The 13,394-nt window shown below is 41.9% G+C and carries 15 protein-coding genes; 14 read left to right on the forward strand and 1 reads right to left on the reverse strand.

Annotated features, from left to right (window positions below):
- The first annotated feature begins 6 nt into the window (after positions 1-6).
- The 14 genes from rsmG (at position 7) to CWC14_RS10670 (ending at position 13,034) form a co-directional block, all read left to right on the forward strand.
- Positions 7-627 carry a 16S rRNA (guanine(527)-N(7))-methyltransferase RsmG gene (gene rsmG / locus CWC14_RS10605; protein WP_008112113.1) on the forward strand — a complete coding sequence of 207 codons (621 nt, stop codon included), beginning with the start codon at positions 7-9 and terminating at the stop codon, positions 625-627.
- Positions 628-641: 14 nt separating this feature from the next.
- Positions 642-1,427 (forward strand): ParA family protein, encoded by a 786-nt coding sequence (locus tag CWC14_RS10610; protein ID WP_008112117.1) that lies wholly within the window; start codon positions 642-644, stop codon positions 1,425-1,427.
- A gap of 20 nt (positions 1,428-1,447) precedes the next feature.
- Positions 1,448-2,374 carry a ParB/RepB/Spo0J family partition protein gene (locus tag CWC14_RS10615; protein ID WP_138562824.1) on the forward strand — a complete coding sequence of 309 codons (927 nt, stop codon included), beginning with the start codon at positions 1,448-1,450 and terminating at the stop codon, positions 2,372-2,374.
- Between the two features lie 142 nt (positions 2,375-2,516).
- Positions 2,517-2,897: an ATP synthase subunit I gene (locus CWC14_RS10620; protein ID WP_138562826.1), complete on the forward strand. Its 381-nt coding sequence runs from the start codon at positions 2,517-2,519 to the stop codon at positions 2,895-2,897.
- A gap of 15 nt (positions 2,898-2,912) precedes the next feature.
- A complete protein-coding gene (atpB, locus tag CWC14_RS10625; protein WP_013466266.1) occupies positions 2,913-3,770 on the forward strand; it encodes a F0F1 ATP synthase subunit A in 858 nt (285 codons plus the stop codon).
- 53 nt (positions 3,771-3,823) lie between these two features.
- The gene (gene atpE / locus CWC14_RS10630; RefSeq protein WP_004335261.1) at positions 3,824-4,057 is read left to right on the forward strand and encodes a F0F1 ATP synthase subunit C; all 234 of its coding nucleotides are present in this window, start codon (positions 3,824-3,826) and stop codon (positions 4,055-4,057) included.
- Positions 4,058-4,098: 41 nt separating this feature from the next.
- Positions 4,099-4,569, forward strand: a complete 471-nt coding sequence (gene atpF, locus CWC14_RS10635; protein ID WP_013466265.1) for a F0F1 ATP synthase subunit B — start codon at positions 4,099-4,101, stop codon at positions 4,567-4,569.
- 16 nt (positions 4,570-4,585) lie between these two features.
- Positions 4,586-5,119 (forward strand): F0F1 ATP synthase subunit delta, encoded by a 534-nt coding sequence (gene atpH, locus CWC14_RS10640; protein WP_016900009.1) that lies wholly within the window; start codon positions 4,586-4,588, stop codon positions 5,117-5,119.
- A 14-nt stretch (positions 5,120-5,133) separates the two neighbouring features.
- Positions 5,134-6,675, forward strand: coding sequence for a F0F1 ATP synthase subunit alpha (gene atpA, locus CWC14_RS10645; RefSeq protein WP_008112134.1), 1,542 nt, complete (start codon positions 5,134-5,136; stop codon positions 6,673-6,675).
- 59 nt (positions 6,676-6,734) lie between these two features.
- The gene (gene atpG / locus CWC14_RS10650) at positions 6,735-7,595 is read left to right on the forward strand and encodes a F0F1 ATP synthase subunit gamma (protein ID WP_008112136.1); all 861 of its coding nucleotides are present in this window, start codon (positions 6,735-6,737) and stop codon (positions 7,593-7,595) included.
- Positions 7,596-7,628: 33 nt separating this feature from the next.
- A complete protein-coding gene (atpD, locus tag CWC14_RS10655) occupies positions 7,629-9,014 on the forward strand; it encodes a F0F1 ATP synthase subunit beta (protein WP_008112138.1) in 1,386 nt (461 codons plus the stop codon).
- 13 nt (positions 9,015-9,027) lie between these two features.
- On the forward strand, positions 9,028-9,450 hold the full coding sequence (locus CWC14_RS10660) for a F0F1 ATP synthase subunit epsilon (RefSeq protein ID WP_008112140.1): 423 nt from the start codon (positions 9,028-9,030) through the stop codon (positions 9,448-9,450).
- A gap of 297 nt (positions 9,451-9,747) precedes the next feature.
- Positions 9,748-11,106: a bifunctional UDP-N-acetylglucosamine diphosphorylase/glucosamine-1-phosphate N-acetyltransferase GlmU gene (gene glmU / locus CWC14_RS10665; protein ID WP_138562828.1), complete on the forward strand. Its 1,359-nt coding sequence runs from the start codon at positions 9,748-9,750 to the stop codon at positions 11,104-11,106.
- A 143-nt stretch (positions 11,107-11,249) separates the two neighbouring features.
- Positions 11,250-13,034 carry a choice-of-anchor I family protein gene (locus CWC14_RS10670; protein ID WP_138562830.1) on the forward strand — a complete coding sequence of 595 codons (1,785 nt, stop codon included), beginning with the start codon at positions 11,250-11,252 and terminating at the stop codon, positions 13,032-13,034.
- 155 nt (positions 13,035-13,189) lie between these two features.
- Here the strand turns inward: CWC14_RS10670 and CWC14_RS19420 are convergent.
- On the reverse strand, positions 13,190-13,394 hold a 205-nt coding region (locus CWC14_RS19420; protein WP_212746552.1), incomplete at its 5' end, for a hypothetical protein.

The raw sequence follows: 13,394 nt of genomic DNA on the forward strand, positions 1-13,394 counted from the left end.
TACATTGTGTTACAGCAACAATTAACAACTTTGTTAGCGCAAACTGATATTGCGCTAACACAAAAACAACAGCAACAACTTGTCCGCTATGTTGAATTACTCGATAAGTGGAATAAAGCCTATAACTTAACCTCGGTACGTTTGCCTCAAGAAATGATGGTTAAACATATAATGGATAGCCTAGTTGTTGCTCCTCACTTGACCGGTCATCATTATATTGATGTTGGCACAGGTCCTGGTTTACCGGGCATAGTGTTAGCTATTGCCTTACCTGAAACGCAGTTTGTATTATTAGATAGTTTAGGTAAACGTGTACGTTTTTTAATGCATGTTAAACATGAACTTGGCCTTGATAATGTCACCCCGGTGCAGTCAAGAGTTGAAGAATATCAACCAAGTGTTAAATTAGATGGCGTACTAAGTCGTGCATTTGCATCGTTACAAGATATGATTGACTGGTGCTCGCACTTAATTGATCATTCAGGTAAGTTCATTGCACTTAAAGGGGTATTTCCAAGTGAGGAATTAGACTCACTCCCTACAGGTGTTAAGTTTGAGCAAAAAATTGCATTAGAAGTACCGGATTTAGATGCACAACGACATTTAATAATTCTTTCTAAAGACTAGGGATCAGAGACACTGTGGCAAAAGTCATCGCATTAGCAAATCAAAAAGGTGGAGTAGGTAAAACGACCACTGCCGTTAATCTCGCTGCATCTATGGCTGCAACGAAGCGTAAAGTGCTGTTAATAGATCTCGATCCGCAAGGCAATGCGACCATGGGCAGTGGCGTCGACAAATATGGTGACGTCCCTACTATCTATGACTTGCTCATAGAAGATAAGCCTATTGATGAAGTGATTATTAAAGAAACCTCAGGCGAATATCATATGATTGCTGCAAACGGTGATGTGACCGCTGCAGAAGTTAAATTGATGGAATTATTTGCTCGCGAAGTACGCTTACGCAATGCACTTGAAAAAATTCAGGATCAGTACGAGTTTATTTTTATAGACTGCCCACCTTCTTTAAATATGTTAACCGTTAATGCCATGGCCGCTGCCGATTCTATTTTAGTACCTATGCAATGTGAATATTATGCATTGGAAGGGTTAACCGCATTAATGGACACGATTACGCAACTTGCTAAGTTAGTTAATCCTAACTTACAGATTGAAGGCATACTTCGTACTATGTACGACCCGCGTAATCGACTAGCAAATGATGTATCAGAACAATTAAAACAACATTTTGGCGATAAAGTATACCGTACGGTGATCCCACGTAATGTTCGACTTGCAGAAGCCCCAAGTTTTGGCGCACCGGCAATGTACTACGATCGAGCATCAAGTGGTGCGAAAGCGTATTTAGCTCTCGCGGGTGAAATGCTACGCAGAAAAGAAAAAACAACTCCCGTTGTCGCCTAACTTTGAGGTAAAAAAATAACATGTCTGCTAAAAAACGAGGTTTAGGCCGAGGACTCGATGCGCTTTTAAGTTCATCTAAACCTGCACCAAACGAAGGCAAGGAACAGGACAATGCTAACGTAACCAGCGCAGTTGAAAATGCAGCGCAGCCTAGTAACAGTGAATTACAAAAACTACCGATCGAGCTTTTACACTCAGGGAAATACCAACCTCGTAAAGACATGTCTGAAGAGGCACTTGAAGAACTCGCCAGTTCAATTCGTTCACAAGGGATAATTCAACCGATTGTTGTGCGCCCAGTTGCGCATAACAGTTATGAAATTATTGCCGGTGAACGTCGTTGGCGCGCGGCTCAAATTGCCAAGCTTGAGTTTGTACCCTGTATTATTAAAGATGTACCCGATGAAGCGGCCGTTGCTATTGCCCTAATTGAAAATATTCAGCGTGAAGACTTAAACGCCATGGAAGAAGCGATAGCACTTAATCGCTTGCTTAATGAGTTTGAGTTAACGCATCAACAGGTAGCTGATGCGGTGGGTAAATCGCGTACGACCGTGACTAACTTGTTACGCTTGAACAACCTCAATAACGATGTAAAGATTTTGTTAGAGCATGGTGACATTGAAATGGGTCACGCACGTTGCTTATTAGCACTTGAAGGCGAAGTGCAATCGGATGCTGCCCGTTTAGCTGTTGCAAAAGCATTGACCGTTCGCGAAACTGAAAAGCTAGTGCGCTCTATTTTAGAGCCTGCTCCAGCAAAAGAAGTAATAGAAAAAGACCCAGATGTTAAACAGTTAGAGCAACAACTTGCTGATAACCTTGGGGCAAAAGTAGAAATAAATTACAACAAAAAAGGCAAAGGGAAGTTGGTTATTTCTTACACTAATCTTGACGAGTTAGACGGTATTTTAAACCGTATCAATCAAGACTATTCCCACCATTAATTCATTGGATGTCTAAAAAGGGACATTTACAGCGATTTTGTGTTACAAAGCACCTACTCAAGTTGCAAAACTGGCAGGATTAAGTATAATTTCGCCAGTTTTCATACCCTGACAATTAGAGTGTCATAAAGGTTAATTAAAAGTGACTAATAAGTTAGCAGGCCCGTATAGGCTTGCCGCATTAAAATTAATTTGCCTTCAGGGATTTGTAGCCCTTTTAGCTGCACTAATAATTTTTATAGGTTGGGAAACCAATGCCGCACTTTCAGCATTAGCTGGTGGCGCTGTCGCAGTACTTCCTAACTTTGTATTTGCGCTTTATGCATTCAGATATATGGGTGCAAGTCGAGCAAATCAAGCGTATGCCTCGTTGAAAAGCGGCAACGGATTAAAATTTATGCTAACAATCGTTTTGTTTGCACTAATGCTAAAGCTTTATCCGGTAGTTTTATTACCTTTCTTTTGTGCTTATGTGTTGGTGTTGTTTACAGGATTGTTTACACCCGTTTTTTTTAAACATTAACTTTTGGGATATAACATGGCTGCAGAAGAAGTTACTCTATCTAGCCATATTCAGCACCACTTAACCAATGCTAAGATGTGCTCGACCGACGCTGGTCTTGCCTTCAATAAAGCATGTACGGATAGTGGCTTCTGGACATGGCATGTAGATACCCTCGCATGGTCTATCGGACTAGGTCTAATATTTTTATGGATCTTCCGTAGTGCCGCAAAAAAATCAACTCTGGGTGTACCTGGGAAATTTCAGTGTTTCATTGAAATGGTTGTTGAGTTCGTTGGCGACAACGTACGCGATACCTTCCACGGTAAAAGTAAGCTAATTGCACCATTAGCATTAACAATATTCGTGTGGATATTCTTAATGAACTTAATGGATTTAATCCCAGTTGACTTCCTACCAGCATTTGCCGGATTTGTTGGCGAAACTGCGTTTGGTATGGATTCACACGACGTATACATGAAAATTGTACCAACTACAGATATCAACATGACCGCAGCACTTGCGCTGGGCGTGTTCATTCTAATGATTGGTTACTCAATAAAAATAAAGGGTATCGGCGGTTTTATTAAAGAACTAACACTTCATCCGTTTAGTTCAAACAATACAGCTATGCAGATTCTTTTAATCCCATTCAACCTATTACTAGAGCTTATCGCATTGGTTTCTAAGCCGTTTTCACTGGCACTGCGTTTGTTCGGTAACTTATATGCAGGTGAGTTAATCTTCATCCTTATCGGTGCAATAGGTTTAATGCAACTACCGTTGCACTTTGTGTGGGCTGTATTCCATATCTTGGTAATTGTATTGCAAGCATTCGTATTTATGATGCTTACAATCGTATACCTAAGCATGGCAAGTTCGGATAATCACTAATTTATAACTTTTAATTTTTACTTTTAATTACAATTGAAACTTTGGAGAAAAAAATGGAACTAGTATTAGGTCTTAAGTACATCGCAGTAGCTTTACTTATCGGCTTCGGTGCAATCGGTACAGCAATCGGTTTTGGTAACATGGGCGGTAAATTCCTTGAAGCATGTGCGCGTCAACCTGAGCTTGCACCATCGCTACAAGTTAAAATGTTTATCCTTGCTGGTCTAATCGATGCTGTAGCAATGATTGGTGTTGGTATCGCGATGGTATTGTTGTTCGTACTTTAATTTTATTTTTTGAACAGCTTACTATTTAAGGAGGAGCGGTTGTGAACTTAAACGCCACTCTTATCGGTGAATTAATTGCGTTTACGGTGTTCGTATTATTTTGTATGAAATACGTATGGCCACCACTAAACGGTGCAATTGAAGCTCGCCAGAAGAAAATCGAAGATGGTTTAGCTGCCTCTGATAGAGCCGAAAAAGACTTAGAACTTGCGCAACACAAAGCTGCAGAACAGCTTAAAGATGCAAAGGCTCAAGCGGCTGATATCATTGAACAAGCTAAAAAGCGTGCCGTGCTAATTGTTGACGAAGAAACTGTTCGTGGTCAGCAAGAGCGTGAAAAAATTATTGCTCAAGGGCACTCTGAAATTGAATCAGAGCGTAACCGTGTGACAGAAGAGCTACGTAAGAAAGTAGCAACTCTGGCTGTGGTTGGCGCAGAAAGAATTTTAGAGCGCGAAATCAATCAAGCCGCACATAGTGACATCGTTGAAAAACTTGTCGCTGAGCTGTAATTAGGAGGGTATGAGCATGTCTGAATTGACTACTATCGCTCGCCCATACGCTAAAGCGGCTTTTGAACTTGCCGTTGAAAAAGGCACCATTGAAAGTTGGAATGACATGTTGTTCTTTGCTGGCCACGTTGCCAGCAATGAACAGGCATCTACCATTTTAGCTGGATTGCCTACTGCTACTGCACAAGCTGAGTTATTTATTAACTTATGTGGTGAGCAGCTCAACGAACAAGGTCAGAACCTAGTTAAGGTGATGGCTGAAAATGGACGTTTGATTGCACTACCTGAAGTTGCTCATTTATTTTCTGCTTTAAAAGCAGACTATGACAAAGAAATCGATATTGACGTGATTTCGGCAACGCCTCTTGCTGCAGCGCAGCAAGAATCATTGGTAGCGGCACTTGAAAAACGTTTCGCACGCAAAGTTAAGCTGAATTGTAGTGAAGACGCTACAGTTGTTGGCGGCCTTATTATCAAGGCAGGCGACACTGTAATTGACGGCTCTTTACGCGGTAAATTAAATCGCTTAGCCACAACACTACAATCGTAATTGGGAAAAAGAGCATGCAACTTAATTCCACTGAAATTTCAGATCTGATCAAACAACGTATTGAGAAGTTCGAAGTTGTAAGTGAAGCTCGTAACGAAGGTACAATTGTATCTGTTACTGACGGTATCATTCGCATCCACGGTCTAGCTGACTGTATGCAAGGTGAGATGATTGAGCTTCCTGGCAACCGTTATGCTATCGCACTAAACCTTGAGCGTGACTCAATTGGTGCAGTAGTAATGGGTCCTTACGCTGACCTTACAGAAGGCGTAAAAGTATACACAACTGGTCGTATCTTAGAAGTTCCTGTTGGTGCGGGTCTACTTGGTCGTGTTGTAAACACGCTAGGTGCTCCTATCGATGGTAAAGGCGCTTTAGATAACGACGGTTTTGAACCTGTAGAAAAAATTGCACCAGGTGTAATCGAGCGTCAATCAGTAGATGAGCCAGTGCAAACTGGTTACAAATCTATCGATGCTATGATCCCAGTTGGTCGTGGTCAGCGTGAGCTTGTTATCGGTGACCGCCAAACAGGTAAAACTGCACTAGCAATCGATGCAATCATCAACCAAAAAGACACAGGCGTTAAGTGTGTGTACGTAGCGGTTGGTCAAAAAGCATCTACTATTGCTAACGTAGTACGTAAATTAGAAGAGCACGGTGCACTTGCAAATACTATCGTAGTTGTAGCATCTGCTTCTGAATCTGCGGCACTTCAGTACTTAGCACCGTTCTCGGGCTGTACTATGGGTGAATACTTCCGTGACCGTGGTGAAAACGCATTAATCGTATATGATGATTTATCTAAGCAAGCAGTTGCTTACCGTCAAATCTCATTGCTACTTAAGCGTCCACCAGGCCGTGAAGCATACCCAGGTGACGTATTCTACCTTCACTCGCGTCTTTTAGAGCGTGCATCACGTGTAAACACTGATTACGTTGAAAAATTCACTAACGGTGAAGTGAAAGGTAAAACAGGTTCATTGACGGCATTGCCTATCATTGAAACTCAAGGCGGCGACGTTTCTGCGTTCGTACCGACAAACGTTATCTCTATCACCGATGGTCAGATCTTCTTAGAAACTGACTTATTCAACTCAGGTATCCGTCCGGCAGTAAATGCTGGTATTTCGGTATCGCGTGTTGGTGGTGCTGCACAAACTAAAATCGTTAAGAAACTAGGTGGCGGTATCCGTCTAGCCCTAGCTCAGTACCGTGAATTAGCTGCGTTCTCGCAGTTCGCGTCTGACCTTGATGATGCTACTCGTGCTCAACTTGAGCATGGTGAGCGTGTAACAGAGCTAATGAAGCAGAAACAGTACGCGCCAATGTCTGTTGCTGAAATGTCTTTGTCGTTGTTCGCAGCTGAGAAAGGTTACTTGCAAGACATCGAAATCTCTAAAATCATGGATTTCGAAGCGGCATTACTTTCTTTCGCAAATAGCACATACGCAGAGCTTATGGCTCAAATCAATGAAACTGGTAACTACAACGCCGAGATCGAAGCGCAGCTTAAAGAACTTCTAGAGAAGTGCAAGTCTACGCAAACTTGGTAATTTAGTTATTAATGGTGTGCTTTATATCCTAAAGCACACCTTGATTCGGAGAGAGAGTCATGGCCAGCGGAAAAGAGATTAAAAGCAAGATCGGCAGTATTAAAAATACTCAAAAGATCACTAGCGCAATGGAAATGGTTGCTGCGTCTAAAATGAAAAAGGCGCAAGAACGAGTGGCTTCAAGCCGTCCATACGCTGAAAAATTACGTAAAGTGATTGGTCGTGTTGCTCAAGCAAATCTTGATTTTACTCACCCGTTCTTAGAAGAACGTGAAGTAAAACGAGTTGGTTATATTGTTATCTCTACTGACCGTGGTCTATGTGGCGGCTTAAACTCAAATGAGTTTAAGAAAGTTGCATTAGACATTAAAGCGTGGAAAGAGAAAGGCGTAGATGCTGATTTTGCTACTTTAGGTAGTAAAGCAGCTGGCTTCTTTCAACGTTTTGGTGGTCAAGTGCTTGCTAAAAAAGCAGGTCTTGGAGATAAGCCTTCAGTACAGGACGTAATTGGTCCGGTAAAAATAATGCTAGATGCATTTTCTGAAGGTAAAATTGACCGTTTATTCCTGGTATATAACAACTTTGTTAATACCATGAAGCAAGAGCCAATAGTAGATCAGTTACTCCCTTTGCCAAAAGCTGAAGAAGAAGTATCTACACATGCGTGGGATTACTTATATGAACCAAATCCAGAGGCTATTTTAGAGTCTTTGTTAGTACGTTTCATTGAGTCTCAAGTATACCAAGGTGTAGTTGAAAACGCTGCCTCTGAACAGGCTGCCCGCATGGTTGCAATGAAAGCTGCAACTGATAATGCCGGTGACCTTATGGATGAGTTACAGCTTGTATATAACAAAGCTCGCCAAGCAGCAATCACACAAGAAATTAGTGAGATTTGTTCTGGTTCAGCAGCAGTTTAATGCTTCAGGCAAAGATTAACGAGAGGAATAGACATGAGTTTAGGTAAGGTCGTCCAAATTATCGGCGCCGTTGTGGATATCGAATTTCCACAAGACAGCGTGCCAGCCGTATATGACGCGCTAAAAGTAACAGATGGCGATTTAGCTGGTTTGACTTTAGAAGTTCAACAGCAGCTAGGTGGCGGTGTGGTACGTACTATCGCACTAGGTACTACAGACGGTTTACGTCGTGGTGCTTCAGTAGAAAACACAGGCGAAGCAATTCAAGTTCCAGTTGGTACTAAGACCCTAGGTCGTATCATGAACGTACTTGGTGAGCCAATTGATGAAGCAGGTCCAATCGGTGAAGACGAGCGTATGTCTATCCACCGTGCAGCACCTACTTACGAAGAGCAATCAAGCTCAGTTGAACTTTTAGAAACGGGTATCAAGGTAATCGACCTTGTGTGTCCATTCGCTAAAGGTGGTAAAGTTGGTTTATTCGGTGGTGCCGGTGTTGGTAAAACCGTAAACATGATGGAACTTATCCGTAACATCGCAATCGAGCACAGCGGCTACTCAGTATTCGCAGGTGTTGGTGAGCGTACTCGTGAGGGTAACGATTTCTACCATGAAATGAACGATTCAAACGTACTTGATAAAGTATCGCTTGTATACGGTCAGATGAACGAGCCACCGGGTAACCGTTTACGCGTAGCGTTAACAGGTCTTACTATGGCTGAGAAGTTCCGTGACGAAGGTCGCGACGTACTTTTCTTCGTAGATAACATCTACCGTTATACACTTGCGGGTACAGAAGTATCAGCACTTCTTGGTCGTATGCCATCAGCGGTAGGTTACCAGCCTACACTTGCTGAAGAAATGGGTGTACTTCAAGAGCGTATCGCATCTACTAAGACTGGTTCAATTACTTCAATCCAAGCGGTATACGTACCTGCGGATGATTTAACGGATCCATCTCCAGCAACAACGTTTGCTCACTTAGATGCAACAGTGGTACTTTCACGTGATATCGCATCACTAGGTATCTACCCAGCGGTAGACCCTCTTGATTCATCTTCACGTCAGCTTGATCCGCAAGTAATCGGTGAAGAGCATTACGGTATAGCGCGCGGCGTTCAAACAGTTCTTCAGCGTTACAAAGAACTTAAAGACATCATCGCGATTCTAGGTATGGACGAGCTTTCTGACGAAGATAAGCAACTTGTATCTCGTGCACGTAAAATCCAGCGTTTCCTATCTCAGCCATTCTTCGTGGCAGAGGTATTTACAGGTGCGCCAGGTAAATACGTTTCACTTAAAGACACAATTGCAGGCTTCAAAGGTATCTTAAACGGTGAGTTTGATGATATGCCAGAGCAAGCGTTCTACATGGTTGGCTCTATTGAAGAAGCTCAAGAAAAAGCCAAAAGCATGTAATTAGGAGGGTAGTATGGCAGCTATGACTGTACATCTTGATGTAGTAAGTGCTGAAGAGAAATTATTTTCTGGTTTAGTAGAATCTATTCAAGTATCTGGTAGTGAAGGTGAGTTAGGTGTTAATGCCGGTCACGCCCCACTACTAACTGCCCTTAAACCTGGTATGGTACGTTTAGTTAAGCAATTTGGTGAAGAAGAACTCATCTATATTGCTGGCGGTACACTAGAAGTTCAACCGAACATAGTAACCGTACTTGCTGATACAGCTGTTCGTGGTGAAGACCTGGACGAGAAAGCTGCAGAGCAAGCTAAACGTGACGCTGAAGCCCAAATGGCAAAAGGTGCATCTGCTGAGCTTGATTACAATCAAGCCGCAATGCAACTAGCTGAAGCAATTGCTCAGCTACGCGTTATTCAGCAATTACGTAAAAAGTAAGCCTATCTGGTTTTTAAAAGCCCACTTTATGTGGGCTTTTTTGTGCCTGATGATAAATCCTGTCGCTATTTGTAAATAAATTAATCGTTATGGCTAATATCTCTTCATTATTACTTATATCTACGCAAGATCCCCGCTACAATAACCCTATTCTATTAGGTGTTATTTTGCTTAAGTTAAGATTCAGTAGTCATTGCTTAGCCTACTGAGTATTTGCACATGATGTGACTTACGTAATCTACTATGCAGCACACTTATTCTATTAAGCTAAAACAACGGAAAAAGGAAATTGTTTTAATGTCTTTAACAACGGTTATTCTTGCAGCGGGTAAAGGTACTCGTATGCGCTCTGCTCTTCCTAAGGTACTGCATAAAGTGGCAGGTAAACCTATGGTGCAACACGTTATCGATAATGCCAACGCGCTAGGTGCGACATCTACTAACTTAGTTTATGGTCATGGCGGCGAACTATTACAACAACAATTAGCCGATAATAACGTAAATTGGGTGCTGCAAGCTGAGCAGCTAGGTACAGGCCACGCAGTGGCACAAGCAAACCCTCATATTAACGACGACGATACCGTACTGGTTTTATACGGTGACGTACCTTTAACTAAGCAATCGACACTTGAACGTTTATTAGCAGCAACACCTATGAATGGCTTAGCAGTTCTTACTGTTAACCTTGCAAACCCAAATGGCTATGGGCGTATGCTACGTGTTGATGGCAAGCTAGTGGGTATTGTTGAACAAAAAGATGCAAGCGCAGAGCAACTACTTATAAACGAAGTAAACACCGGCATTATGGCGGTTAATGGTAAGCTTTTAAAAACATGGTTAGGTAACTTATCTAACAATAATGCTCAAGGCGAATACTACCTCACAGATATAGTTGCAATGGCGCATAGTGAAGGTGTGGAAATCACATCAGCACAGCCAGATCACCCGATGGAAGTTGAAGGTGCTAATAACCGTGTACAACTTGCAGGCCTTGAGCGTGCTTATCAAGCATGGCAAGCAGAAGAACTCATGCTAAATGGGGCGACCCTTGCTGACCCTGCTCGCATTGATGTGCGTGGCGACGTTAAAACAGGTGAAGATGTCCTCATAGATATCAACGTTATTTTTGAAGGTACAGTAACCTTAGGTAATAACGTACAAATTGGCCCTAACTGCGTACTTAAAAACTGTAGCATCGGCGATAATGTTGTTATTAAAGCCAATACATTGATTGAAGATGCATCAGTTGCAGCTCAATGTACCCTTGGCCCATACGCCCGCCTTCGCCCCGGTGCAGTAATGGAAGAAGACTCCCACATTGGCAACTTTGTCGAAATGAAAAAAACCCGTTTAGGTAAAGGCTCTAAAGCAAATCACTTAAGTTACTTAGGTGATGCTGAAATTGGCGAGAAAGTTAATATAGGCGCAGGCACGATTACCTGTAACTACGATGGTGTGAATAAAGCGAAAACCATTATTGGCGATAATACCTTTATAGGCTCTAACTCGTCACTGGTTGCTCCTGTAAATATTGGTGCTTCAGCAACTGTAGGTGCAGGTTCTGTGATCACCAATACCGTCGCGGATGATCAGCTAGCCGTGGCACGTGGTAAGCAACGCAATTTAGATGGTTGGAAACGCCCAGTTAAAAAATAGTAATGACTATTACTTATTAAATATTTAAAGCGAGTTTCATAACTCGCTTTTTTATTGCCTAAATATTCTATAAATAAAAATGCCATACTGTTGTCATCCCTGTGTGTTGATATTTAACGAATACAACACTAAGGAAAACAATAATGTTAAACAAATCAATAATAGCCCTTTCTTTGCTATCACTATTAACTGGTTGCTCACTAGATGGTGATGACGGCCAAGATGGCGTACAGGGTGTACAAGGTACAGCGTGTAATAATGGCGAAAACGGCACTAATGAAAATTCAGCTTTAAATATCAATCTTATTGGCCGCGCAGTACTCAATGCACAAAGCCCGGAAGGGGCAGCTGAAATAGTCGCCTACCAAGCCTCTAAAAAATGGATTTATGCCATTAATAGCTCTGGTGATGAAGCCGTTGTGAATATCATTCCTGCCGATACGTTCGACACTGCAGCATTAGTAAAAGATAACGAAGGTATTGTAACCGCGACCAACTTAGCCTCTGCCATTACGCTCTCACTAAATGAAAATACGCCTGGCGATGCAAACAGCATAGCTATCGATGCGAATAACCAATTATTAGCGGTAGCAATGGCTGCTACAAGCGTGGGCGAAGCTGGCCAAATAGCGTTTTACAATATTAGCGGAGATACACCAGTATTTATTAAAAATGTAACAGTAGGTGCCCTACCCGACATGGTGGCATTTAGTCATGATGGTGCAAAAGTAGTGGTTGCTAATGAAGGTGAACCTAATGGCGACTACAGTATCGATCCCGAAGGCACTATTAGCATTATCGATATCACTAACGGCACTATTGCCGATAATGCTTTGAGCATAAACTTTCAAGATTACAATAATCAGCAATCTGAATTAGAAGCGCAGGGTTTAGTGTTTGCCAATCCTACTGGACGTACTATTAATGGTAATTTAATAAATACCACCGTTGCTATGGATTTAGAGCCAGAATATGTGAGCATTTCCAAGGATAATAAATACGCTTATGTCTCTATTCAAGAAAATAACGGCCTAGCTATCATCAACCTTGAAGATAATTCCCTTGAGCTAAAAGGACTCGGTTTTAAAGATTGGTCAAACTTACAATTTGACGCTTCAGACAAAGACGGCGGTGTTAACTTTAAATCATACCCTGGTTTATATGGCATGTATCAGCCAGATACAATTGCAAGTTTTAGTTGGAAAGGAGCCAACTTTATTGTATCTGCCAGCGAGGGTGATGCACGCGAATACTTTTTTGATGCCAGCGATGAAGCTGATTGCATCGCTCAGGGCGGCCTTGATTATGACGCTAAAGATGGGTGTTTGGCATATATAGATGAAAGCCGCGTAGAAGATCTAGCTCTCGCAGCTAATTTCGATTACTTAAATAACGATGATAACGACATTGGTCGTTTAAAAGTTACAACAGTAAAAGGTGATAAAAATAACGACGGCCAATACGAATCGCTTTATGCTTATGGCGCACGGTCATTTACCATTTGGGATAGCAATGGGCTGGTGGTGTTTGACTCAGGCGATCAAATTGCACGGGTGACCGCTTCTATTCATGGTAACGCGTTTAATAACAACGAAGATGAAAACAAAGGCGATACACGCTCAGATGATAAAGGGGCAGAACCCGAAGCGCTAACATTAGGTAAGGTTGGCGATAGGTTGTTTGCTTTTGTTGGCTTAGAGCGTATGGGCACAATAATGGTGTTTGATATAACCAACCCTTACGATGTGAAATTTCAAGACTACTTCTATAATCGTGGTTTAGAACCAAGTGCAGATATAAGTGGCGACCTTGCTCCTGAAGGAATGACATTTGTTCCTGCAGCGCAAAGTGCAACAAACGAAGCACTGCTTATAGTAGGTAATGAAATCTCAGGCTCAATTGCCGTATGGGAAATAGCAACTCAGTAATTAATAAAGTGTTATGTAAAAGCGATTAGCAGTTATCTATAAATCGCTTTTACTTCCTCCCCCTCTTGCGATCATGCCTTATGTGAATGAATTTTAATCAAAAACAGCTCTACAGCCCTTTGTTTGTATGGTTACTGTACTAAATTGAAATTAATTTAATAAAACTGAAATAAAGCATTGACCCTCTCCAGAATATCCCTATAATGCGCATCCACTGACCCGGCAGGCAGCAATGAAAAGCGCTGAACAAACGGTAAGTGAGTCGAGTAAAACTTAGCTTTCAAATCTTTTAAAAGAAACTGAAAATTAAGTGTTGACAAAAAAATAGGAAAGCGTAATATGCGCAGCCCTAGCGAGATA

Origin of the sequence: Pseudoalteromonas sp. S3260, assembly GCF_005886925.1 — a bacterium.
GTDB classification, from domain to species: domain Bacteria; phylum Pseudomonadota; class Gammaproteobacteria; order Enterobacterales; family Alteromonadaceae; genus Pseudoalteromonas; species Pseudoalteromonas tetraodonis.

Excerpts from the sequence above, each read along its gene's own strand:
- CWC14_RS10615 (WP_138562824.1), top strand. The coding sequence starts at position 1,448 with ATGTCTGCTAAAAAACGAGGTTTAGGCCGAGGACTCGATGCGCTTTTA.
- atpB (WP_013466266.1), top strand. The coding sequence starts at position 2,913 with ATGGCTGCAGAAGAAGTTACTCTATCTAGCCATATTCAGCACCACTTA.
- atpE (WP_004335261.1), top strand. The coding sequence starts at position 3,824 with ATGGAACTAGTATTAGGTCTTAAGTACATCGCAGTAGCTTTACTTATC.
- atpH (WP_016900009.1), top strand. The coding sequence starts at position 4,586 with ATGTCTGAATTGACTACTATCGCTCGCCCATACGCTAAAGCGGCTTTT.
- atpA (WP_008112134.1), top strand. The coding sequence starts at position 5,134 with ATGCAACTTAATTCCACTGAAATTTCAGATCTGATCAAACAACGTATT.
- atpG (WP_008112136.1), top strand. The coding sequence starts at position 6,735 with ATGGCCAGCGGAAAAGAGATTAAAAGCAAGATCGGCAGTATTAAAAAT.
- atpD (WP_008112138.1), top strand. The coding sequence starts at position 7,629 with ATGAGTTTAGGTAAGGTCGTCCAAATTATCGGCGCCGTTGTGGATATC.
- CWC14_RS10660 (WP_008112140.1), top strand. The coding sequence starts at position 9,028 with ATGGCAGCTATGACTGTACATCTTGATGTAGTAAGTGCTGAAGAGAAA.
- glmU (WP_138562828.1), top strand. The coding sequence starts at position 9,748 with ATGTCTTTAACAACGGTTATTCTTGCAGCGGGTAAAGGTACTCGTATG.
- CWC14_RS10670 (WP_138562830.1), top strand. The coding sequence starts at position 11,250 with ATGTTAAACAAATCAATAATAGCCCTTTCTTTGCTATCACTATTAACT.